Consider the following 21289-nt stretch of genomic DNA (forward strand, 5'->3'; position numbering starts at 1 on the left):
GGCCCCCTGCCCGGTGGTGGGATTGGGTGTGTTGTTCCACTCGGGGCCCCCCCGGCCCGGGTGGGGGCCAGTTGCCCCGGGCCCGGGGGCGGCGGCGGGTGCCCCCCCCCCCCCCCGCCCTCCCCGTGGTCGCGGACCGTGTGCGGACCGTCGCGCTCCGGTCAGTGCTTCACCGCCTCGCCGACCCCGACGCCGGTGAGGGACTTGACCTCCAGTTCGGCGTACTTGCCCGCGTCCGGCTCCTCCTTGGAGAGGAGCGAGCCGAGCCAGCCGAGGAGGAAGCCGAGCGGGATCGAGACGAGGCCGGGGTTCTCCAGCGGGAACCAGTGGAAGTCCACGCCCTTGAACATCGAGGCCGGGCCGCCGGAGACGACCGGGGAGAAGAGGACGAGGACGACGGAGGAGACGAGGCCGCCGTAGATCGACCAGAGCGCGCCCTGGGTGGTGAAGCGCTTCCAGAACAGCGAGTAGAGGATCGTCGGCAGGTTGGCGGAGGCGGCGACGGCGAAGGCCAGGGCCACCAGACCGGCGACGTTGAGGTCGCGGGCGAGGGCGCCGAGCGCGATGGAGACGACGCCGATGAGGACGGTCGCCCAGCGGGCGGCCCGCATCTCCTCCTTCTCGGTGGCCTGTCCGCGCCGGATCACATTGGCGTAGATGTCGTGGGCGAACGACGAGGAGGAGGCCAGGGTCAGTCCGGCGACGACCGCGAGGATGGTCGCGAAGGCGACGGCCGAGATGACGGCCAGCAGGATCGCGCCGCCGGTCGAGCCCGCGCCGCCGCCGACCTCCAGGGCGGTGAGCGGGGCGGCGGTGTTGCCCGCCTTGTTGGAGGCGATGATGTCGCTGTTCTTCAGCAGGGCGGCGGCGCCGAAGCCGAGGACGATCGTCATCAGGTAGAACCCGCCGATGATGCCGATGGCCCAGTTGACCGACTTACGGGCGGCCTTGGCGGTCGGCACCGTGTAGAAGCGGATCAGGATGTGCGGCAGGCCGGCGGTGCCGAGGACCAGCGCGATGCCGAGCGAGAGGAAGTCCAGCTTCGACAGGGCGCTGGCGCCGTACTTGAGGCCGGGCTCCAGGAAGGCGTCGCCCTTGCCGCTGTTGGTGGCGGCGGCGCCGAGCAGCTGGGAGAGGTTGAAGTCGAACTTGAGGAGGATGAGGAAGGTGATGAGGAGCGTGCCCGCGATGAGCAGGACGGCCTTCACCATCTGCACCCAGGTGGTGCCCTTCATGCCGCCGATGGTCACGTAGACGATCATCAGGATGCCGACCAGGGCGACGATCGCGATCTTGCCGCCGTCGCTGGTGATGCCGAGCAGCAGTGAGACGAGGACGCCGGCGCCGGCCATCTGGGCGAGCAGGTAGAAGATCGAGACGACGATGGTGGAGGTGCCCGCGGCGGTGCGGACCGGGCGCTGGCGCATCCGGTAGGCGAGGACGTCGCCCATGGTGAAGCGGCCGGAGTTGCGCAGGGGTTCGGCGACCAGGAGCAGGGCGACGAGCCAGGCGACGAGGAAGCCGATGGAGTAGAGGAAGCCGTCGTAGCCGTAGAGGGCGATGGCGCCGCTGATGCCGAGGAAGGACGCGGCGGACATGTAGTCGCCGGAGATGGCGAGGCCGTTCTGGAAGCCGGTGAACTGGCCGCCGCCCGCGTAGAAGTCGGCGGCGCTGCGGGTCTGGCGGCCCGCCCGGACGGTGATGATCAGGGTCGCGATGACGAAGGCCCCGAAGAGGGCGATGATCAGCGGCCGGTGCTCGCTGGTGGCGTTGCCCGCCGCGAGCAGGACGGGGGTGCTCATGCGTCGCCCTCCATACGGGTTCTGATGGCCTCGGCCTTGGGGTCGAGGCGGCGTGCCGCGTGCCGCGAGTAGAGCCAGGCGATGAGGAAGGTCGTGGCGAACTGGCCGAGGCCCATCAGGAGGGCCACGTTGATGTTGCCGAAGACCTTGGTGCCCATGAAGCCGCCCGCGTAGTTGGAGAGCAGCACGTACAGCAGGTACCAGGCGATGAAGGCCAGGGTCAGCGGGAAGGCGAACGAGCGGTAGGTGGCCCGCAGTTCGCCGAACTCCGCGCTCCGCTGCACCTCGACGAACTCCTCCGTCGTGGGCTGTGCGGGACCGGCTGCGGTCTCCGTGCCGCTTCTGGGCGGCGGTGCTTCGGTAGCCACGGAATCTCCTCGTGACGCGGGAACGGACGGCGTGGTCAAGGGGGCCTCACCCGAAGTGCGGACGACGGGGTTCCGGTCGGAACCCCTCCCCTGCACAACGGCACGGAGCGGGAAGCGAAGCGGTTCACCGGGAGATTTTCTTGCGCAGATCTTCATGAAGTCTTCTCAACTCATTGAAGGCTGAGGAAGATCAGCGATAGCTTCACTCGTCATACACCTGTTCGTGCGTAAACCCGCGCGCGGACGGACACGTACGGATGATGTGGAGAACCCATGGCTCATCTGGGATCGAGGCGCGGCCGAGCTCTCGCTCTGCCGGTTGGTCTCGCGCTCACGGCCTCGCTCGGCTTCCTTCCCTCCGGCGCCGCCTCCGCCGCGGAACTGAGTGACGCTCCGGCGGCCGCGGTCGCGGCGACGAACGGCCCGAAGCTGTCGTACGTCGTGAACGTCGGGGACGGCCGCAAGACCGCCGCCTCCGTGAAGAAGGCCATAGCCGCCGCGGGTGGCGAGGTGGTCATCTCGTACGACCAGATAGGTGTCATAGTCGTCCACTCGCAGAACCCCGAGTTCGCGAAGACGATCCGCAAGGCCCGTGGTGTGGTGTCGGCCGGTTCGACCCGTACCGCTCCGCTCTCCGTGCAGAGCGACAACGCGATCGGCGGCGGCACGCAGGTCCTGACCGAGGCCGAGGCCAAGGCCGCCGCGGCCCGCGCCACGGACGAGCAGGACGCGCTGGAGCCCCTGCAGTGGGACCTCCCCGCGATCAAGGCCGACAAGGCCCACAAGAAGACCCTGGGCAGCAAGCGTGTCACCGTCGGTGTCATCGACACCGGTGTCGACGACACCCACCCGGACCTGGCCCCGAACTTCAACGCCAAGGCCTCGGCCAACTGCGTGTCCGGCAAGCCCGACACCACGGCCGGATCCTGGCGTCCGCAGACGGGCGAGAGCGACCACGGCACCCACGTCGCCGGTACGATCGCCGCCGCGAAGAACGGCATCGGCATCACCGGTGTCGCCCCCGGCGTGAAGGTCGCGGGCATCAAGGTGTCCACGCCGGACGGCTTCTTCTACACCGAGGCAGTGGTCTGCGGCTTCGTCTGGGCGGCCGAGAACGGCATCGCCATCACGAACAACAGCTACTACACCGACCCGTGGATGTTCGCGTGCAAGAACGACGCGGACCAGGGGGCCCTCATCGAGGCCGTCACCCGCGCCTCCCGCTACGCGGAGCGCAAGGGCACGGTCAACGTCGCCGCGGCCGGCAACTCGAACTTCGACCTGGCCGCCGACTCGATCGTCGACAACAGCAGCCCGAACGACAGCACCCCGGGCGGCCGTGTCATCGACCCGAAGGAGTGCCTGGACTACCCGGCGATGCTCCCGGGCGTCGTCACGGTCTCCGCGACCGGAGCGAAGGGCCTGAAGGCCTCGTACTCCAACTACGGCAAGGGCGTCATCGACATCGCCGCCCCCGGTGGTGACCGCACCGCGTACCAGACCCCGGACGCCCCGGCGACCAACGGTCTGATCCTGTCGACCACGGTCAACGGCGGCTACAACTACAAGGCCGGTACGTCGATGGCCTCGCCGCACGCGGCGGGCGTCCTCGCGCTCCTGAAGTCGACGTTCCCGAAGGCGGGCCCGGCGACCCTGAAGGCGCTGCTGTACGCGCAGGCCGACAAGCGCGCGTGCACCAACCCGTACGACATCAACGGTGACGGCAAGATCGACGCCGTCTGCGAGGGTGGCAAGAACAAGAACGGCTTCTACGGAGTCGGTCTGATCGACGCGCTGGACGCCGTCCGCCCCTGATGGCGGTAGCTCCACAGGTCACCGCACTCCGGTGACCACCGGGCGCCTGTGGACGCCGACCCGTCGGTGACGGCGGGCCGGTGGACGAAGCCCGTCGGCCACGGCGGGTGTGTGAACGAGAACCCGTCGGCCACGGCGGGGGCTCGAAGAAGGGCCCTGGTGCGGCAGTTTCGCGCCAGGGCCCTTCGCATGGCACCCGGTGCCACACTGGCCCCATGAACAACACGGTACGCGGGGGTACGGAGTCGCTGTGGTCGGCCCTGGGCGGCGATCCCGCCCTGCTCGACCGGGTGGAGTACGGCGGGCCCGCCGGGGTGCTGCCCGCCCGGCTGCCGGTGCGGGACCTGGCCCGCGCCACGGTCGCGGTGGCCGGGCTCGCCGCCGTCGAACGGGCCGGACTGCCGGGCCCGGTGCGGGTGGACGAGGGGGCCGTCGCCACCGCCTTCGTCAGCGAGCGTCATCTGCGGATCGACGGACGGGCCCCGGTGAGCTTCGCCCCGCTGTCCCGGTTCTGGCGGGCCCGCGACGGCTGGGTCCGCACCCATGCCAACTACCCGCACCACCGGGCGGCGCTGCTGTCCGCGCTCGGCGTGCGCGACGAGACGGCGGGGGTCACGGAGACCGTGGCGGCGGTGGCGGCGGCGATCGGTGAGCGCACGGCCGTCGGGACCGAGACGGCGGTGTACGCGGCCGGGGGCCTGGCCGTGGCCCTGCGCACGCCCGGGGAGTGGGCGGCGCACGAACAGGGCCGGGAGGTGGCGGCGCGCCCGGTGCTGACCCGGGAGCGGCTCGACGAGGCGCCGCCCCGGCGGCGCCAAGGACCCCTGCGGGTGCTCGACCTGACCCGGGTGATCGCCGGACCGGTGGCGACCAGGACGCTCGCGCTGCTCGGCGCGGACGTGCTGAGGATCGACCCGCCGGGCAATCCGGAGCTTCCCGACCAGCACGCGGACACCGACGTCGGCAAGCGGACCTCGGCGCTCGACCTGAACCGCCGGTCCGACCTGCGCGCCTTCGGGGAACTCCTCGACGCCGCCGACGTGCTCGTCACCGGCTACCGGCCGGGCGCCCTCGACCGTTTCCTCACCGGCACCGGCCGCCCGGGCCTGGTCACCGCGCGGCTCTCCGCCTGGGGCGACTTCGGGCCGTGGGGCGGGCGGCGGGGTTTCGACAGCCTGGTGCAGGCGGCGACCGGGATCGCGGTCACGGAGGGGTCGGCGGACGCGCCGGGCGCACTGCCCGCGCAGGCCCTGGACCACGGCACCGGCTACCTCCTGGCGGCGGCGGTGCTGCGCTCGCTGACCGAGCAGGACCGGGACGGCGGGAGCAGGCTGGTCCGGCTGGGTCTGGCGCGGACGGGCCACTGGCTGACGCACGCGCTGCCCCTCCCCCGTGTCCCCGGTGACACGGGCGGGGAGGACCCCGTCCGGCCCGAGCGCCACCTCGCGGAGTCGGACGGGCCGCTCGGCAGGCTGCGGTACGCGCGGTCGCCGGTGGCGTACGAGGGCGGACCGGCGGACTGGTCGCGTCCGCCGGGGGTCGCGGGGGCCGACGCCCCCCGCTGGCTCACGGCCTGACGAGCACCTTGAGCGCGGTCCTCTCGTCCATGGCCCGGTAGCCGCCGGGGACGCCGTCGAGGCCGACGGTCAGGTCGAAGACCGGGGAGGGGTCGATCGTGCCGTCGAGGACGTCCGGGAGCAGCTCCGGGATGTAGGCGCGGACGGGGGCGACGCCGCCGCGCAGGGCGATGTTCCGGTCGAACATGACGGAGAGGTCGAGGCCGGTGCCGCTGCCGTGCGGGACGCCGACGTAGCCGACGGAGCCGCCGTCGCGGGCGATGGCGACGGCGGTGCGCATGGACTGTTCGGTGCCGACGGCCTCGATGACGCCGTGGGCGCCTTGGCCGCCGGTGAGTTCGCGGACGGCGGCCTCGGCGGCCTCGCCGCGTTCGGCGACGACGTCGGTGGCGCCGAAGAGGCGGGCGATGTCGGTGCGGGCGGTGTGGCGGCCGAGGGCGATGATCCGTTCGGCGCCGAGGCGCTTGGCGGCGAGGACACCGCAGAGGCCGACGGCTCCGTCACCGACGACGGCGACGGTGGCGCCGGGCCGGGCGCCCGCGCCGAGGGCGGCGTGGTGGCCGGTGCCGAGGACGTCGGAGAGGGCGAGCAGGGCGGTCAGGAGCCGGTCGTCGGAGGCGGCGTCGGCGGGGAGCTTGACCAGGGTGCCGTCGGCGAAGGGCACCCGGACGGCCTCGCCCTGGCCGCCGTCGGAGCCGACCGAGCCCCAGAAGCCGCCGCGCGGGCAGGAGGTCTGGAGGCCCTCGGCGCAGTGGTCGCAGGTGCCGTCGGACCAGACGAAGGGGGCGACGACGAGGTCGCCGGTGGTGAAGCCGGTGACGTCGGGGCCGGCCGCCTCCACGACGCCGAGGAACTCGTGGCCGATGCGCTGGCCGGGGCGGCGGGCCGACTCGCCCCGGTAGGCCCACAGGTCGCTGCCGCAGACGCAGGCGCGCAGGACGCGGACGACGACGTCGGTGGGGTCCTGGAGCACCGGGTCGGGCACGTCCTCCACGCGCAGGTCGAACGGGGCGTGGATGGTGGTGGCGCGCATGACGGACGGTCCTTGCTGTCAGACGTTTGTACGACTTTCACGGTACAGCGCACGGAGGACGCCCGAGGTCAGCAGGTACTGGGCGGCGAGGTAGGTCAGCATGACCCAGAAGTCGGGCGCGGGCAGCTGGGGCCAGTCGGCGATCCCGGCGGCGATGAGGGTGTCCGAGAGCAGGAAGAGGGCGCCGCCGACGCCCGCCGCGAGCCCGAGGGAGCTGGCCCGGTAGGCCATGGCGGTGAGCAGCAGGGAGTAGCAGGCGACCGGGAGGCGCAGCTCGGCGGGGAGGTCGGGCCAGAGGAGGAGGACGGTGCCGACGAGGGCGGCGGCGTAGAGGGCGCCGAGTGCCGGGGAGGTGCGGCGGCGGCCGAAGAGGACCAGGTAGCAGACGTGTCCCAGGGCGAAGGAGCCCATGCCGACGAGGAAGGCCCAGTCGGCGTCGAGGAGCAGGAAGACATCGCCGCCCCAGCCGAAGAGGAGCGCGGTGGTCAGCAGCCGGGGGGCGCCCCGGGTGACGGCGTACGCGGCGAGCAGCGGCAGCAGGAGGGGCTTGGCGATCCGGTGGCCGAGGTCGGCCCCGGCGAGCAGCGAGACCAGGTCGGCGGCCGCGGCGAGCAGGAAGGCCGCGAGCAGGACGCGGGAGACGGTACGGGGGGTGGTGCGGGCGGTGTCGGCGGGGGTGGCGGTGTTCACGCGGTCGCCTCCGGGGCGGTGGGGGCGGTCGGTCGGGTGTCGGGGCGGGTGGCGGGGGCGGGCTGCCAGCCGGGGCCGCGGAAGAGGTGTCCGGCTCGTTCCCGCCAGCCGTGCGCGGTGCGCAGGTCGCGGGCGATGGCGGCGTACTCGTGGGTGGCGACGCGCAGCGGGTTGTGGGTCTCGATGTTCTTGGTGAGTCCGTAGACGGGCCGTTCGGTCTCGCCCACCCAGGAGCCGAACATCCGGTCCCAGACGATGAGGATGCCGCCGAAGTTCCGGTCCAGGTAGCCGCCCTGGGAGGCGTGGTGGACGCGGTGGTGGGAGGGGGTGTTGAGAACGTACTCGAAGGGGCGGGGCAGTCTGCCGACGCGTTCGGTGTGGACCCAGAACTGGTAGACCAGGTTGACCGAGTAGCAGAAGGCGACGGCCGCCGGGTGGACCCCGAGGGCGATCATCGGCAGGTAGAACGGCCAGCTGGTGATGCTGGTCCACGGCTGGCGCAGGGCGGTGGTGAGGTTGAACCTGCGGCTGCTGTGGTGGACGACGTGGCAGGCCCACAGGACGCGGACGACGTGGTGGCCGCGGTGCTGCCAGTAGTAGAGGAAGTCCTGCGCGAGCAGCATGAGCGGGATCGTCCACCACAGGACGGGGACGCGGAGCGGGGTCAGCTCGTGGACGGCGGTGTAGACCGCGACGACGGGGATCTTCCACAAGGCGTCGAAGAAGAGGCTCCCCAGGCCCATGCCGAGGCTGGTGGCGGCGTCCTTGGCCTCGTACCCGGCGGCGTCCTCGTCGGGACGGATCCGGTGGCTCACCATCTCCACGACGGTGAGCAGGACGAACGCCGGTATGGACCAGAGCACGACATCGGGCAGGTTCGGCATGCCGACGACGGTAGAGGCGGGGGCGGGGGCGCGGCTAGACGTGGTTACCAACAAGTATGCGAGACGGCTTGTCAGCAAGCTTTGGAGCCTTCCGACAAGGGGCGGGGCGGGGCTGCCCGGTGGCCGGGCTGCGGCCCTGGTACGTGGCCGGGCGGCGGTCCTCTCCCGTGGCCGGGCCGTGGTCCTCTCCGGTGGCCGGGCGGAGGCCGGGCGCCCCACACCGGGGGCTGGGTCCCACCCCCGTCCCCTCCCCCGCCCCCGCCCCCGCCCCCGTCCCCGGGTCCGGGCTCAGACCCCCGCGACTCCCAGCAGTGACCCGGTCGCGTAGGTGACCGCCATCGCCAGGGCGCCGCCCGCCACGTTGCGGAGGATCGCGCGGGTCGTGGGGGCCTCGCCGAGGCGGGCGCTCCACCAGCCGGTGAAGACGAGGGCGACGAGGACGCAGGCGACGGTGACCCAGAGGCGGGCCGAGGCCGGAGGGAGGACGATCGCCAGGAGCGGGAGCAGGGCGCCGACGGTGAAGGCGAGGAAGCTGGCCGCGGCCGCGTGCCAGGGGACGGTGAGCCGGTCGGGGTCGATGCCCAGCTCCACGCGCGCGTGGGCGCGCAGCGCGTCGCGGGCGGTGAGCTGTTCGGCGGCCTCGCGGGCCACCTCGGCGGAGAGGCCGTGTCCGCCGAGCAGCCCGGTCAGCTCGCGGAGTTCGGCCTCCGGGTCCTCCTTCAGTTCGCGCTTCTCCTGGGCTAGCGCGGCCTTCTCCGAGTCGCGCTGGGTGGAGACGGAGACGTACTCCCCCGCCGCCATCGACATCGATCCGGCGACGAGCCCGGCGAGTCCCGCGGTGAGCAGGGCGTCGTGGGACTCGGTGGCGCCCGCGACACCGACGACGAGGCCCGCGGTGGAGACGATGCCGTCGTTGGCTCCGAGCACGGCGGCCCGGAGCCAGTTGAGACGGGGCCCGAGGCTGCCGCCGTGGGCCTCGTCATGGACGGGAAGGGACGAATCGGTCACGTCAGGAGGGTCGCACCCGGTGGTTCACCAGACGCGGACCGACCCGCCCGGGGCGAAGGCCGGGCTGGTGGCGCCCGCCGGGACCTCCTTGAGGGGTCGGGCGATCTCCTCGACGGCCGGGCCGTGGACGGCGGCCAGGGCGTCGAGGAGGGTGAGGTCGAAGCCGTAGACGCGGGCCGCGTTGCCGCCGACCATGGCCGCGACCTCGTCCCTCGGCAGACCCGCGTAGGCGATCCGCAGCGCTTCGCGGGAGTGCGGGGCGGTGCCCTCGTCGTGCGGGTAGTCGCTGCCCCACATGATCTTGTCGAGGCCGATCCGGTCGCGCATCGGGACCTCGTGGGGGCGCATGAAGCTCGCTCCGACGAAGCAGTGGTCGCGCCAGACCTCGCTGGGGCCCTTCCCCATTCCGGCGGCGAGCCCGGCGCCGAACTTCGACTCGGCGGTGCCCGCCCCGGCGGCCGAGGCGGCGACCAGCCGCCCGTGGTAGTAGTCCAGCATGGCGAGCACGCCCGGGATCCAGCCCGAGCCCTGTTCGGTGAGGACGAGCCTGAGGCCGGGGTGGCGCCGGAAGGCACCGCCGAAGACCAGGTGCCACAGGGCCCGGTGGGAGAACCAGGTGGTCTCCACCATGAAGACCGCGCGGGCGGCCGGTTCGTCGCCGAGCGGCGGGGACGCCGAACCGCCGTGGTGGTTGACGGGCAGGGCCAGCTCGGCGCAGACGGCCCAGATCGGGTCGTACGCCCGCGCGTACAGCTCGGGCACGGGCGAGCCGGGCGGGACCCCGGGCAGCAGGACGCCCCCGGTGAGCCCGGCCTCGCGGGCGCGGCGGATCTCGGCGACGGCCTCGTCCACGTCGTTGAGGAGGATCTGCGCCACGCCCGCCCGGCGCCCCGGTGCCTGGGCGCAGAAGTCGGCGAGCCAGCGGTTGTGGGCGCGGAGCCCGGCCCAGCGGTGCTCGAACTCGGCCCGGGTGGGCGGCTGGGCCGTCAGCGAGGCCGTGGGGAAGAACGGCGGGACGGTGTTGGGGAAGACGACCTCGGCGACGATGCCGTCGGCCTCCAGTTCGGCCAGTCGGCGCGCCGAGTTCCAGTTGCGGTCGGCGGTGTCGGCGAGCAGGTCCGCGTAGGGGTTGACGTAGGAGGCGGCCCAGGCGTCGAAGTCCTCGTGGTGCTTCTTCTCCAGGTAGGGGCGGTAGTCGAGGAGGTCGGCGCCCGCGTGGCAGTCGGCGGAGATCACCGTGTACCGGTCGGTCACGGCGTCACCCCCAGGACCGGGAAGTCGTGGTCGGTGAGCCAGTGCCGGCCGACGTCGCGGGAGCGGGCCCAGGAGGCCTCCACGGCGGCCTGGTCGGGGCTCTGGCCGAGGTCGGCGGGGGTCGGGCCGATGCGGCGGGCGAGCGGGGCGAGCGCCTCGGTGTCGAAGCCGAAGACCTCCGCCGCCGCCAGGCCCAGCATCCGGCGGGTCTCGGCGACCGGGATGTCGTGGAAGGTGCGGCGGAGCCAGCCACGGGTGTCGGGCCAGGTGCCCTCGGGGTGCGGGAAGTCGGAGCCCCAGAGGATGTTGTCGACGCCGATCTCGTACCGCTGGGCGAGTTCGCGCCGTTTGGTGTTGGTGGCGCAGACGAAGACCTGGCGGTCCAGGTACTCGCTGGGCGGCCGTTTCAGCTCGGCGAACGGGGAGAGTTTCTTGCCGCCGTGCGCGCCGAGGTAGAGCCGGTCCATGAACCACAGCAGGTTCGGCAGCCACCAGCAGCCCGACTCCGCGATCCCGAAGCGCAGTCCGGGGTGGCGTTCGAAGACGCCGGACCAGAGCAGGAACCAGAGCGGCCGGGCGGGCCACCAGGTGACCTCGGAGACGTAGATGCCGAGGTGGTCGCCGTACTCCTCGCGCGGCGCGGCCCCGGAGTGGGTGAGCAGCGGCATCCCGGTCTCGGCGGCGGCGGCCCAGACGGGGTCGTAACGCCGGTCGTGGTAGGGGGCCTTGTCGACCCACATGGACGGGATCATCAGGGCGCCGAGCCCGGACTCCCTGGCACGGTGGATCTCGGCGACGACCTCCACCGGGTCGGCGGTGACCGGGAGCAGCGCGACCCCCCGGTGCCGTGCCGGGTTCTCCCCGACGAACTCGGCGAGCCAGCGGTTGTGCGCCCGCGCGCCCGCCATGCCGAGCTCGGGGTCCTGGTCGCCGGAGAGGCCGAGTCCGACGCCGAAGGGGGCGGCGGTGCCGCTGTCGACGGCGTCCGCGTCGGGGAAGACGACCTCGGCGGCGATCCCGTCGCCGTCGAGTTCCCTGAGCCGTTGTACGGGGTCCCAGCCGCCGCGCAGTCCTTCCGCGTGGTCGTGGAACCAGCGGTCGGCGAAGGCCTCGTTGCGCACCCCGAGCCGGGTCATGGCCTCCCGGCGGGCGTCCCGTCCGGCGAGGAAGCCGTCGAAGGCACGGTGGAATCGGGGGTCGAGGTAGGGCCGGTACTCCTCGGTGGGCAGTCCGGCGTGGCAGTCGGAGGAGATGATCAGATAGGGGTCCTCGTACGGCGTGTCGGCGTCCTCGGTCATATGGGTGCCCTCGGTCTCGGTCGGTGCGGACAGTCCCTGTCAGTCCCGGTCGGGTCTCGGTCAGTCCCGGTCAGCCCTGGTCGGCCCCGGTCACTCCCGGTCGGCGGGGTCGGCGGGGTCGAGGATGAAGCTCTCCAGGTACGTGGGGGCGGCGCGGTCGAGCATGGAGCGGGCGCGGGCCCGGATCTGCCGGTCGCTGTGCGCGCTCTCCGGCAGCATCCAGAAGCGGTCGGCGCGGATGCCGTCCACGACGTGTTCCGCGACCTCCTCCACCGGGGTGAAGGCGACCTCGTGACCGGCCTCCCTCATGGCGGCCTCCCACTGGTCGAGGGTGCGGTACGGGGTGCGGCGGGGGCGCTGTTTGGCGTACCGCCCGGGCCGGTTGCGGTGCGACTCCCACAGACCGGTGCGGAGCATGTGGGGCCCGGGGAAGAGCACGGAGGCGCCCACGCGCGCGTGCTCGGCCCTGAGGTGGGCGTAGAGCGACTCGGTCATGGTGACGACGGCCGCCTTGGTGACCGCGTACACGGAGGCGGTGGGCAGCGGGGCGATGCCGCCGTCGCCGGAGGAGGTGTTGACGACATGGCCCGGCGCGCCGCCCGCGATCATCCGCGGGACGAAGGCCTGGATGCCGTGGAAGACGCCCCAGACGTTGACGGAGAAGGCCCATCTCCAGTCGTTGGGCTCGTGCTCCCACATGCGGCCCTCGGCGCCGGAGCCGACGCCCGCGTTGTTGCAGAGGACGTGGACGGCTCCGAAGGTGTCGTAGGCGGCGTCCGCGAACGCCCGTACCGCCTCCGGGTCGGAGACGTCCACCGTCCGGGCGAGGACCTGCGCCCCGCCCGCCATCAGCTCGTCGGCCGCCGCCGCGAGGGGCGCCTCCTCGACGTCCCCGAGGACGACGGCCAGGCCCTCGGCGGCGAACCGGCGGGCCAGGGCGAGCCCGACGCCGCTCGCCGCCCCGGTGACGACGGCGACCTGTCCCTCGCGCAGTTCCATCAGGCGCTCCCTTCCGGAGGTCCGTCGAGGAGGTGCAGCGGGTCGTCGTAGCGCTGGTGGACGTAGGGCAGCAGGGCGCTCGCGGACACCCGTTCGACGACCCTGCCCCGCTGGGCGGTGGTCTTCTCGCCGAGGGTGATCTCCAGGAGCCTGCGGACGGGGAGGTCGGCGACCGGGTCGTACACGGACTCGCGGAGCACGACGTCACCGGTGACCCGCTCCAGCCTCCGCACCCGTTCGTCGCGGACGCAGTGGACGAGGACGGGGTCGGCGTCGAAGCCGGTGCCGTCCACGCCGGGCAGGAACTTGAAGTAGAAGTCGGTCTTCTCGACGGGGTCCGGCAGCGGCAGCGGCCCGGAGACCGCGCCGCGCACCTCCAGGAACGCGATGCCGTGCCGGGCCAGGGCGGCGCGGACCACCGGGCCGTCGCGCTCGACGGTGACCTCGCCCAGCTTCTTGGGCTCGCCGAAGACCTCGCGGCCGCCGGTCAGGGCCCGTTCGTGGGTCATCGGCATGACCAGCGGGTACCAGCCCGGCCGGTCGCCGTGGGCGGCGGCGACCGCCACGGAACCGGCGCCGAGCGGATAGCCGGACAGTTCGACCCTGCTGACCGTGGCGCGGACGAGGGGCCGGGCGGTGGGTCTCAGCGGGGGCGGCAGGACCGCCGCGACGACCTCCGGGTCGGTCTCCCAGAGGGCGACCACTCCGGTGGACCAGATGTCGGGGAGCTTCGCGCTCCGTTCGCGGGCCGCCGCCGCCTCGGCGTCGGTGCGCGCCCCGTACCGTACTCGTGCCATGAGGTACCGCCTTTCGGGACCGTCAGCCTGTAACACAGTTACACCGCTGGCCGTGAAGGGTAAAGGGCCGTGCACACGGGGGACTCGGAGGATTCGGATGGCACGCTCGGCGCTGACCCGGGACGAGGTCCTGGACACCGCGGCCGCCCTGGTGCGGGAGCACGGCCCGGACGCCCTGACCATGCGCGGGCTCGCCGCCGCGCTCTCCACCGCGGTCACGTCCATCTACTGGCACGTCGGCAACCGCGAGTCGCTCCTGGACGCGCTGGTCGCCCGTACGGTCGCCGATCTGGGCACGATCCGGCCGCGCGGCGGAACCCCCGCCGAGCGGATCGTCTCGGTCGCCCGCGCGCTGCGCCGCGCCCTGCTCGAACGCCCGCACCTGGTGGCGATGGTCCACGAACGGGGGCTGACCGAGCGCATGTTCCTGCCCTCCCGGCGGGCCCTGGTCCACGAGGTCCACGCGGCGGGGCTGCGCGGGGCACGGGCGGCGGGAGTCGTCCGCGCGGTGCAGTTCCAGGTGGTCGGACACGTGCTGGTGGAGCGCGCCCGGGAGCGCGCGCCGGTCCGGGAGCCGGGGGAGGATCCGGCGGAAGTACCTGGTGGGGAGCCGGACGGGGGCGAGCCCTGGGACGTCGGAGGGGTGGAGCCCGACGGGGCCCTCGCGCGCGCCCTGGCCGCCCCGGTCGACACCGAGCGGCTGTTCGTGGACGCGGTGCGGGCGCTGGTCGACGGACTGCTCCGGGGGGCCGCCGGGGACACCGGGGACGGGGATGTCGGTGGCGGGCCGTATTCTCAGTGACCGTGCTTGACGACCGTACGACTGCAGCGACGTGGCCGGCCGCCTACCCGGAGGGGTACGCGGTGGTCGACGTGGAGACCACCGGACTCGCCCGCGACGACCGGATAGTGTCGGCCGCCGTCTACCGGCTCGACGCCCAGGGGAACGTCGAGGACCACTGGTACACGCTGGTCAACCCGGAGCGCGATCCCGGCCCGGTCTGGATCCACGGGCTGACCAGTGACGTCCTGGCGGACGCGCCGCTCTTCCCGGAGGTGGCGGCGGAGTTCGCGGCACGCCTCGACGGCCGGGTGCTGGTCGCGCACAACGCGATGTTCGACTGGCAGATGATCGCCCGGGAGTACGCGCGGGCCGAGTCCGCGGCCCCGGTGCGCCAGCGGCTGTGCACGATCGCGCTCGCCAAGGAACTGGCGCTGCCGCTGCCGAACCACAAGCTGGAGTCGCTCGCCGCGCACTTCGGCGTGGTGCAGCAGCGCGCGCACCACGCGCTGGACGACGCCCGGGTGCTCGCCGAGGCGTTCCGGCCGAGCCTGCACGCGGCGGCGGAGCGGGGGGTGAGGCTGCCGCTCCTGGAGTGCCGGCCGCTGACCGAGTGGGCGGCGTCCCCGGCGGAGCCGCGGATCGGCCGTCAGGGCGGGTACGCGTCCTCCTCGTCGTACCGGGCGGGCAGCTGGCGCCCCGCGCGGAAGCGTCCGGCGTGCCCGCACCCCAACCCCGGCCGGTACCGGTCGGACAGACCGCTCAAGCAGGGCATGAGAATCGCCTTCTCCGGTGACACCTCCGTCGACCGCGAGCTCCTGGAGGACCGCACCGTCGACGCCGGGCTGCACGTGGCGAGCAGCGTCTCCCGGCTGACCAGCCTGCTGGTCACCAACGACCCGGACGCCGCCACCTCCAAGACCGTCAAGGCCAAGTCCTTCGGCACGCCGATCGTGGACGAGGCCGCCTACACACAGCTCCTGCGGGACGTGGCCCCGGCAGACGGGTGACGCCCCCGGCACGGCGGGCGCGGCGCCCCGCGCGCGCCCGCCGTGCGCCCCACCCTGTGGCGCATGGCACGTTGTGAGGTCTGCGGAAACGAATACGGCATGTCCTTCGAGGTGCACGCGCAGGGCGCGGTGCACGTCTTCGACTGCTTCGCCTGCGCCATCCACCGCATGGCGCCCCTCTGCGAGCACTGCCGGGTCCAGATCATCGGACAGGGCGTGGAAGTGGACGGCAGCTGGTACTGCGGCGGCCACTGCGCCCGCGCGGAGGGGAAGGTGGGCATCGTCGACCGCGTGTGAGGAAACGATTCGCGGCACGCGCCGGACTCCGGGCGCACTCTCCGACATGAGCCGGACCACCGGCGCACTCGTCGGCACGAGTCGGCCCCCGGCGCCCGCGCCGACACGAGCCGGACCCCCGGCGCCGACGCCGACGCCGGTACGAGCCCGCTCCCGGCGCCCGCGCCAGTGCGAGCCCGGCGCGCGCCCCGGCCCGGGGCGAACCGCCGCTCCCGCCGGGGCTCCACCACCCGCGTGAGCGCCCTCCGGGCCGGGCGGCCCCGCCGCCCGCGCCGACGGCGGCCGAGCCGAACCCCCCTGCGTGCGCCCCGGGACCCCCGCTGTACGGTCATGGGGTGTACCGCTTCCTGTTGTCCCGGCAGTGGGTGATCCTCACCCTCATCGCCCTCGTCCTCATCCCCACGATGATCGAGCTGGGCTTCTGGCAGTTCCACCGGCACGAACGGCGGGTCGCCCAGAACGCCCTGATCGCGGACAGCGTCGCGGCGGAGCCGGTGCCCGTCGAGCGGCTCACCTCCCCCGGTCACACCGTCCCCCGCGAGGACTACTGGCGGCCCGTCACCGTCACCGGCACCTTCGACACCACCCACGAGGTGGTGGTCCGCCGCCGGACCTCCGCCGACGACCGGGTCGGCGTGCACGTCCTCACCCCGCTGGTCCTCCGGGACGGCAAGGTCGTCCTGATCAACCGCGGCTGGATCCCGGCCGCCTCCGACCAGCACTCCTTCCCGCCCGTGCCGCCCGCCCCCAAGGGCGAGGTCACGCTCACCGGCCGCCTCAAGGCCGACGAGACCACCGGCGCCAGCGGCATCAAGGACCTCAAGGGCCTGCCCGACCGTCAGGTCATGCTCATCAACAGCCGGCAGCAGGCCGAGCTGATCGGCCGCGAGGTGCTCGGCGGCTATGTCGAGCAGACCGCGCCGAACCCCGCCGGGAACACCCCCGAGCAGATCCCCGAACCCGACCACGAGTCCATCGGCGCCCATATGGCCTACGCCGTCCAGTGGTGGCTCTTCGCCGCCGGAGTGCCCGTCGGCTGGGTGATCCTGGTCCGCCGGGAGAAGCGTGACCGGCAGACCTCCGCCGTCTCCGGCCCGGCCGGGACCCCGGAACCGGACCCCGAGACCGCCGTGGCCGTCCCGACCCGCTGATTGGCCGTCGCCGCTTCCGGGAACAGCCCAGAGCGTGACACAACGTATCGACGACTACGCCCTCATCGGCGACCTCCAGACCGCCGCCCTCGTCGGCCGTGACGGATCGGTCGACTGGCTGTGTCTGCCCCGCTTCGACTCCGCCGCCTGCTTCACCGCCCTCCTCGGCGACGAGGACAACGGCCACTGGCGGATCGCCCCCAAGGGCGCCACGACCTGCACCGACCGGCGCTACGCCGAGGACTCCCTGATCCTGGAGACCTACTGGGAGACCCGTACCGGCACCGTCAAGGTCGTCGACTTCATGCCCCAGCGGGACAGGGCCCCTGATCTGATGCGGATCGTGGAGGGCGTCAGCGGCACCGTCGAGATGAGCGCCGTCCTGCGGCTGCGCTTCGACTACGGCTCGATCGTGCCCTGGATGCGCCGCTCCGAAGGACACCGGGTCGCCGTCGCGGGCCCCGACGCCGTGTGGCTGCGCAGCGATCCCCCCGTGAAGACCTGGGGCCAGCAGTTCTCCACCTGCTCCTCCTTCACCGTGTCCGCCGGGGAGAAGGTCGCCTGGGTCCTCACCTGGCACCCCTCGCACGAGCCGAGGCCCGAGCTCGTCGACCCCCACCAAGCCCTCGAACAGTCCCTCGCGGACTGGCGCGAGTGGGCCGCCCGCTGCACCTACCGGGGCCCGTACCGCGAGGCCGTGATGCGCTCCCTGATCACCCTCAAGGCGCTCACCTACGCCCCGACCGGCGGGATCGTGGCCGCCCCCACCACCTCCCTGCCCGAGGAGATCGGCGGCGTCCGCAACTGGGACTACCGCGCCTGCTGGCTCCGCGACTCCTCCCTCACGCTCGGCGCGCTGCTCGCCGCCGGATACGTCGAGGAGGCCTCCGCCTGGCGGGACTGGCTGCTGCGCTCCGTCGCCGGGGACCCCGCCGACCTCCAGATCATGTACGGGCCCGCCGGGGAGCGCAGACTGCCCGAGACGAACCTGCCGTGGCTGCGGGGGTACGGCGACTCCGCCCCGGTCAGGACCGGGAACGCGGCCGTCGACCAGTTCCAGCTCGACGTCTACGGCGAGGTCATGGACTCCCTCGACCGGGCCCGGCTGGCGGGCATCCCGGCCGAGCGGCACGCCTGGAACCTCCAGCTGAGCCTGCTCGGCTTCCTGGAGTCGACCTGGCGGGAACCCGACGAGGGCCTGTGGGAGGTGCGCGGGCCGCGCCGCCACTTCACCCACTCCAAGGTGATGGCCTGGGTGGCCGCCGACCGGGCCGTCCGCACCCTGGAGGCCGACCCCTCGCTGCCCGGTGACGCGGGACGGTGGCGGGCCATGCGGGACGAGATCCACGAGCAGGTGTGCGCCCGGGGGTACGACCCCGTCCGCAACACCTTCACCCAGTCGTACGGCTCCGCCGAACTCGACGCCGCGACCCTGCTCATCCCCCAGGTCGGCTTCCTGCCGCCGGACGACCCCCGGGTGGTCGGGACGGTCGACGCGGTACGGGCCGAGCTGACGCACGGCGGCTTCGTCCGCCGCTACACGCCCTCGGGCGCGGTCGACGGACTGCCGGGCCAGGAGGGCACCTTCCTGGTCTGCTCGTTCTGGCTCGCGGACGCGCTCCGGCTGACCGGCAGGACCGAGGAGGCCCGGACGCTCTTCGAGCGGCTCGTCGCCCTCCGCAACGACGTGGGCCTCCTCGCCGAGGAGTACGACCCGGTGGCGGGGCGCCAGCTGGGCAACTTCCCGCAGGCGTTCAGCCACATCGGCCTGGTGGGCACCGCGTTCGCACTGGCCCGGGACGATTCCGAACCGGCAGGATAGGCCCCATGGATCTGGGACTGAAGGACCGTGTGTACGTGGTGACCGGGGCGACGCGGGGACTCGGGCGGGCCTCCGCCGAGGCGCTGCTCGCCGAGGGCGCCAAGGTGCTGATCACCGGGCGCGAGGAGAAGACCGTCGCCGAGGCGGTGGCGGAACTCGGTCCGGACGCGGCGGGCGTCGCCGCCGACAACACCGACCCGGCGACCCCCGCCCGGCTGATCGCCGAGGCCAGGTCCCGGTTCGGCGGCTTCGACGGCGTCCTGATCAGCGTCGGCGGCCCGGCCCCCGGCTTCGCCGCGGACAACACCGACGAGCAGTGGACGGCCGCCTTCGACACGGTCTTCCTCGGGGCGGTACGGCTCGCCCGCGCCGCCGCGGAGACCCTCACCGAGGGCGGGGTCATCGGCTTCGTGCTGTCCGCGTCCGTCCACGAGCCGATCCCCGGCCTCACGATCTCCAACGGGCTGCGCCCCGGCCTGGCGGGCTTCGCGAAGTCCCTCGCCAACGATCTGGGCCCGCGCGGGGTACGGGTCGTCGGACTGCTGCCTCACCGGATCGACACCGACCGGGTGCGCTCCCTCGACGCGCTCTCTGGCGACGCGGACGCGGCCCGCGCCGCCAACCAGGCCGGGATTCCGCTGCGCCGCTACGGCACCCCCGAGGAGTTCGGCAGGACCGCCGCCTTCCTCCTCTCCCCCGCCGCCTCCTACCTCACGGGCGTGATGCTCCCGGTGGACGGCGGGGCGCGGGGCGGCTTCTGAGCCGCCACCGGGTGGTCCCCGGCCGGTTCCGAACCCGCACCGGTGGGCCCTCGGCTGCTCCCTAGGGCGTGTTTCGAAAGTGGCGCCGTCTGCCCGGAGGGCAGGCCTGGCGGCGTCTGGTGCGTGCGATCGCAAGGCGGAGGGTCGCCCCGATACTGGATGTATCGGGGTGATCCCGACAACGCGGCGAGCGCGCGTGCCAGACGCCGCCAGGCAGGCGGGACTTTCGAAACACGCCCTAGTCACCACCGGCCCGCCCGGTGGGGCCCGTCCCGCCGTCAGGTCACCCGGCGGGCCCGGTGCTTCACGGCCCGCAGCCGCGCCTCGGTGGGCAGTGCGGGCAGCCCCGTGGACGTACGGGCGTGGGCGAGGGCCTCGGAGCTGAGGGCGGTCAGGGCGTCGCCCGGGGCGGCGTACGGCTCCAGATGGAGCGCGACCCGGCTGCGGGGCGCGGCCCGGCGGCCGGTGAGGGCGACCTTGGCCCGGGCCACCCCCTCCTGGGCGGTGGCGTCCGCCTCCATGACGTCCTCCAGGGCCCGGCCGCGCACCAGGGCCGCCTCTCCGTCCCCGGTGTCGACGAGGACCTCGGCGAGCCGGGCCCGCCGGAACTGGGCGACCAGCCACCACAGGGCGAGCAGGACGACGATCCCGAGGGCCGCGATGACCGCGGGCCACCACCAGCCCTCGTCCCGCCACCGCTGCCGGTCGGCGGTGGAGAGCAGCACGTCGGAGCGGCCCGACCAGGGCCACCAGGACGGCACGGAGGACCCGAGGGCGGCGGCGAGGACGGCCCCGCCGACGACGAGGAGCAGCAGCCCGGCGAGGGCGAGCAGGACGCGGTTGACGCGCCGGAGGACGACCGTCACCGGGTCACCCCTTCCTGGGCGGGCGGGCCACCCGTACCGTCAGCGCGGGTGTGCGGGCGAGGCCCAGTTCACCGATGCCGGTGGTGAGGACCCGTTCCAGGTCGGCGCGGACCTCGTCCAGCGGGCGGAAGTGCGAGAGCGCGCGGACCGAGACCTTGGCGCGGCCCGCGCGGACCCGTACGGACTGCACTCCGGAGACCTCCATGGCCCGGTCCCGCAGGGTGAGGGCCGCCGCCTCCCGGTCGAGGCCGGCGCGCACGTCGGCGTGTTCGTGGCGCATCGGGAGGACGGCGCGGAGGCCGGGGGTGAGCGCGAGGACGAGCAGCCAGAGGCCGAGGGCGCACGCGAGGGCGGCGCCGAGGACGACCCAGGTGTCGTCGAGCGGACGGGTGGCCAGTCCGTCGGCGAGTTCACGCCGCCAGGCCATGGCCCGGCGGTCGGCGCGGACGGCGGCCACGTCGTAGAGGAGCAGCCCGGCCCCGCCGAGGACGACGGCCGCGAGGAGTGCGGCGGGGACCCGCCGGACGGCCCAGAAGCGCCGGACGCGGCGGACGGGTTCCCCGGAGAGCACGGGCACGCCCGCGCCACCGGGGCCGTCGGGGCGGCCGGGACCACCGGGGTCACCAGGACCACCGGGACCACCGGAAGTCCCCGGGCCGCCGGGGCCGGTACTTCCGGTGGGCCCTGTGCTTCCGGGGTCTTCCGGGGTGGTCGTCATGAGACGCGGTCCCGTCGGCCGGTCTGCCGGGTGAGCGGGGAGTGGAGCCGTTCCACCTGGACGGTGACCTCGTGGACGTCCATGCCCACCAGTTCCTCCACGCGGCTGCGGACCCGGCTCCGCACGGCCCCGCACCGGCGCCCGACGTCGGTCGGGTAGTCCAGTTCGAGGCTGACCGCGACCTTCGCGGCGTCCCGGTGGACGACGACCGAGGCGTGCGGCTTCGAGGCTCCCTCGGGGACGGGCCCCGCGGCCTCACGGGCCGCCTGGGCCGCGATCTTCGCGACGACCCGGTCGGCGATCCGGGTGGCCCCCCGGTCACGGACCGGGCCCGGGGCGAGGTCGGCTGTCACCCCGC

At 73.6% G+C, this 21289-nt stretch carries 21 protein-coding genes; 8 read left to right on the top strand and 13 right to left on the bottom strand.

Annotated elements, in window-relative coordinates:
• Positions 1-161: 161 nt before the first annotated feature.
• Complete coding sequence (locus tag ACIRQY_RS07825; RefSeq protein WP_351794972.1) at positions 162-1802, bottom strand: cation acetate symporter; 1641 nt, start codon at positions 1800-1802, stop codon at positions 162-164.
• Positions 1799-2170, bottom strand: a complete 372-nt coding sequence (locus ACIRQY_RS07830) for a DUF485 domain-containing protein (RefSeq protein WP_351794975.1) — start codon at positions 2168-2170, stop codon at positions 1799-1801. The genes ACIRQY_RS07825 and ACIRQY_RS07830 overlap by 4 nt, the downstream gene beginning before the upstream one ends.
• 273 nt (positions 2171-2443) lie before the next feature.
• Between ACIRQY_RS07830 and ACIRQY_RS07835 the strand changes: the two genes are divergently transcribed.
• Together ACIRQY_RS07835 and ACIRQY_RS07840 are read left to right on the top strand one after the other, a co-directional pair.
• Positions 2444-3985 carry a S8 family peptidase gene (locus ACIRQY_RS07835; RefSeq protein ID WP_403922890.1) on the top strand — a complete coding sequence of 514 codons (1542 nt, stop codon included), beginning with the start codon at positions 2444-2446 and terminating at the stop codon, positions 3983-3985.
• Positions 3986-4200: 215 nt separating this feature from the next.
• Entirely contained in the window at positions 4201-5562 is a 1362-nt protein-coding gene (locus ACIRQY_RS07840; RefSeq protein ID WP_403922892.1) for a CoA transferase, read from the top strand.
• On the opposite strand, the gene ACIRQY_RS07845 is transcribed toward ACIRQY_RS07840, so the two are convergent.
• The 8 genes from ACIRQY_RS07845 to ACIRQY_RS07880 all read right to left on the bottom strand — a co-directional run bounded on the left by ACIRQY_RS07845 (position 5552) and on the right by ACIRQY_RS07880 (position 13525).
• On the bottom strand, positions 5552-6595 hold the full coding sequence (locus ACIRQY_RS07845; protein WP_351794984.1) for a zinc-dependent alcohol dehydrogenase family protein: 1044 nt from the start codon (positions 6593-6595) through the stop codon (positions 5552-5554). The genes ACIRQY_RS07840 and ACIRQY_RS07845 overlap by 11 nt on opposite strands.
• An 18-nt stretch (positions 6596-6613) precedes the next feature.
• Entirely contained in the window at positions 6614-7285 is a 672-nt protein-coding gene (locus ACIRQY_RS07850; protein WP_403922894.1) for a lysoplasmalogenase, read from the bottom strand.
• Positions 7282-8169, bottom strand: a complete 888-nt coding sequence (locus ACIRQY_RS07855) for a sterol desaturase family protein (protein ID WP_403922896.1) — start codon at positions 8167-8169, stop codon at positions 7282-7284. The genes ACIRQY_RS07850 and ACIRQY_RS07855 overlap by 4 nt, the downstream gene beginning before the upstream one ends.
• Before the next feature lie 288 nt (positions 8170-8457).
• Positions 8458-9177 (bottom strand): VIT family protein, encoded by a 720-nt coding sequence (locus ACIRQY_RS07860; protein ID WP_351794993.1) that lies wholly within the window; start codon positions 9175-9177, stop codon positions 8458-8460.
• A gap of 24 nt (positions 9178-9201) precedes the next feature.
• Complete coding sequence (locus tag ACIRQY_RS07865) at positions 9202-10431, bottom strand: amidohydrolase family protein (RefSeq protein WP_403922898.1); 1230 nt, start codon at positions 10429-10431, stop codon at positions 9202-9204.
• Positions 10428-11729: an amidohydrolase family protein gene (locus ACIRQY_RS07870; RefSeq protein WP_403922900.1), complete on the bottom strand. Its 1302-nt coding sequence runs from the start codon at positions 11727-11729 to the stop codon at positions 10428-10430. Before ACIRQY_RS07870 ends, ACIRQY_RS07865 begins: the two co-directional genes overlap by 4 nt.
• A 90-nt stretch (positions 11730-11819) precedes the next feature.
• On the bottom strand, positions 11820-12728 hold the full coding sequence (locus tag ACIRQY_RS07875) for an SDR family NAD(P)-dependent oxidoreductase (RefSeq protein ID WP_403922902.1): 909 nt from the start codon (positions 12726-12728) through the stop codon (positions 11820-11822).
• A complete protein-coding gene (locus ACIRQY_RS07880; RefSeq protein ID WP_351795005.1) occupies positions 12728-13525 on the bottom strand; it encodes an acetoacetate decarboxylase family protein in 798 nt (265 codons plus the stop codon). The genes ACIRQY_RS07875 and ACIRQY_RS07880 overlap by 1 nt, the downstream gene beginning before the upstream one ends.
• 97 nt (positions 13526-13622) lie before the next feature.
• On the opposite strand from ACIRQY_RS07880, the gene ACIRQY_RS07885 reads away from it, so the two are divergent.
• The 6 genes from ACIRQY_RS07885 (at position 13623) to ACIRQY_RS07910 (ending at position 19347) form a co-directional block, all read left to right on the top strand.
• Positions 13623-14327, top strand: a complete 705-nt coding sequence (locus ACIRQY_RS07885; protein ID WP_351795008.1) for a TetR family transcriptional regulator — start codon at positions 13623-13625, stop codon at positions 14325-14327.
• Complete coding sequence (locus tag ACIRQY_RS07890; RefSeq protein WP_351795009.1) at positions 14324-15316, top strand: DEDDh family exonuclease; 993 nt, start codon at positions 14324-14326, stop codon at positions 15314-15316. Before ACIRQY_RS07885 ends, ACIRQY_RS07890 begins: the two co-directional genes overlap by 4 nt.
• 63 nt (positions 15317-15379) lie before the next feature.
• A complete protein-coding gene (locus tag ACIRQY_RS07895; protein WP_351795012.1) occupies positions 15380-15613 on the top strand; it encodes a hypothetical protein in 234 nt (77 codons plus the stop codon).
• A 335-nt stretch (positions 15614-15948) separates the two neighbouring features.
• A complete protein-coding gene (locus ACIRQY_RS07900; RefSeq protein ID WP_351795015.1) occupies positions 15949-16764 on the top strand; it encodes an SURF1 family protein in 816 nt (271 codons plus the stop codon).
• 34 nt (positions 16765-16798) lie between these two features.
• Positions 16799-18586 (top strand): glycoside hydrolase family 15 protein, encoded by a 1788-nt coding sequence (locus tag ACIRQY_RS07905; RefSeq protein ID WP_351795017.1) that lies wholly within the window; start codon positions 16799-16801, stop codon positions 18584-18586.
• A 5-nt stretch (positions 18587-18591) separates the two neighbouring features.
• Complete coding sequence (locus ACIRQY_RS07910; RefSeq protein ID WP_366443097.1) at positions 18592-19347, top strand: SDR family oxidoreductase; 756 nt, start codon at positions 18592-18594, stop codon at positions 19345-19347.
• 278 nt (positions 19348-19625) lie between these two features.
• Here the strand turns inward: ACIRQY_RS07910 and amaP are convergent, their stop codons facing one another.
• Genes amaP through ACIRQY_RS07925 form a run of 3 tightly spaced genes read right to left on the bottom strand, consistent with a single transcriptional unit; the run spans position 19626 to position 21284 of the window.
• A complete protein-coding gene (amaP, locus tag ACIRQY_RS07915; protein ID WP_403922906.1) occupies positions 19626-20213 on the bottom strand; it encodes an alkaline shock response membrane anchor protein AmaP in 588 nt (195 codons plus the stop codon).
• A gap of 4 nt (positions 20214-20217) precedes the next feature.
• Positions 20218-20931: a DUF6286 domain-containing protein gene (locus ACIRQY_RS07920; RefSeq protein ID WP_403922908.1), complete on the bottom strand. Its 714-nt coding sequence runs from the start codon at positions 20929-20931 to the stop codon at positions 20218-20220.
• Positions 20928-21284 (bottom strand): Asp23/Gls24 family envelope stress response protein, encoded by a 357-nt coding sequence (locus ACIRQY_RS07925; protein ID WP_351795029.1) that lies wholly within the window; start codon positions 21282-21284, stop codon positions 20928-20930. Before ACIRQY_RS07925 ends, ACIRQY_RS07920 begins: the two co-directional genes overlap by 4 nt.
• Between the last annotated feature and the right edge of the window lie 5 nt (positions 21285-21289).

The organism is Streptomyces sp. NPDC101490 (assembly GCF_044767145.1).
Lineage (GTDB): Bacteria > Actinomycetota > Actinomycetes > Streptomycetales > Streptomycetaceae > Streptomyces.

Excerpts from the sequence above, each read along its gene's own strand:
- ACIRQY_RS07825 (WP_351794972.1), bottom strand. The coding sequence starts at position 1,802 with ATGAGCACCCCCGTCCTGCTCGCGGCGGGCAACGCCACCAGCGAGCAC.
- ACIRQY_RS07835 (WP_403922890.1), top strand. The coding sequence starts at position 2,444 with ATGGCTCATCTGGGATCGAGGCGCGGCCGAGCTCTCGCTCTGCCGGTT.
- ACIRQY_RS07840 (WP_403922892.1), top strand. The coding sequence starts at position 4,201 with ATGAACAACACGGTACGCGGGGGTACGGAGTCGCTGTGGTCGGCCCTG.
- ACIRQY_RS07845 (WP_351794984.1), bottom strand. The coding sequence starts at position 6,595 with ATGCGCGCCACCACCATCCACGCCCCGTTCGACCTGCGCGTGGAGGAC.
- ACIRQY_RS07855 (WP_403922896.1), bottom strand. The coding sequence starts at position 8,169 with ATGCCGAACCTGCCCGATGTCGTGCTCTGGTCCATACCGGCGTTCGTC.
- ACIRQY_RS07870 (WP_403922900.1), bottom strand. The coding sequence starts at position 11,729 with ATGACCGAGGACGCCGACACGCCGTACGAGGACCCCTATCTGATCATC.
- ACIRQY_RS07875 (WP_403922902.1), bottom strand. The coding sequence starts at position 12,728 with ATGGAACTGCGCGAGGGACAGGTCGCCGTCGTCACCGGGGCGGCGAGC.
- ACIRQY_RS07880 (WP_351795005.1), bottom strand. The coding sequence starts at position 13,525 with ATGGCACGAGTACGGTACGGGGCGCGCACCGACGCCGAGGCGGCGGCG.
- ACIRQY_RS07885 (WP_351795008.1), top strand. The coding sequence starts at position 13,623 with ATGGCACGCTCGGCGCTGACCCGGGACGAGGTCCTGGACACCGCGGCC.
- ACIRQY_RS07895 (WP_351795012.1), top strand. The coding sequence starts at position 15,380 with ATGGCACGTTGTGAGGTCTGCGGAAACGAATACGGCATGTCCTTCGAG.
- ACIRQY_RS07910 (WP_366443097.1), top strand. The coding sequence starts at position 18,592 with ATGGATCTGGGACTGAAGGACCGTGTGTACGTGGTGACCGGGGCGACG.
- ACIRQY_RS07920 (WP_403922908.1), bottom strand. The coding sequence starts at position 20,931 with ATGACGACCACCCCGGAAGACCCCGGAAGCACAGGGCCCACCGGAAGT.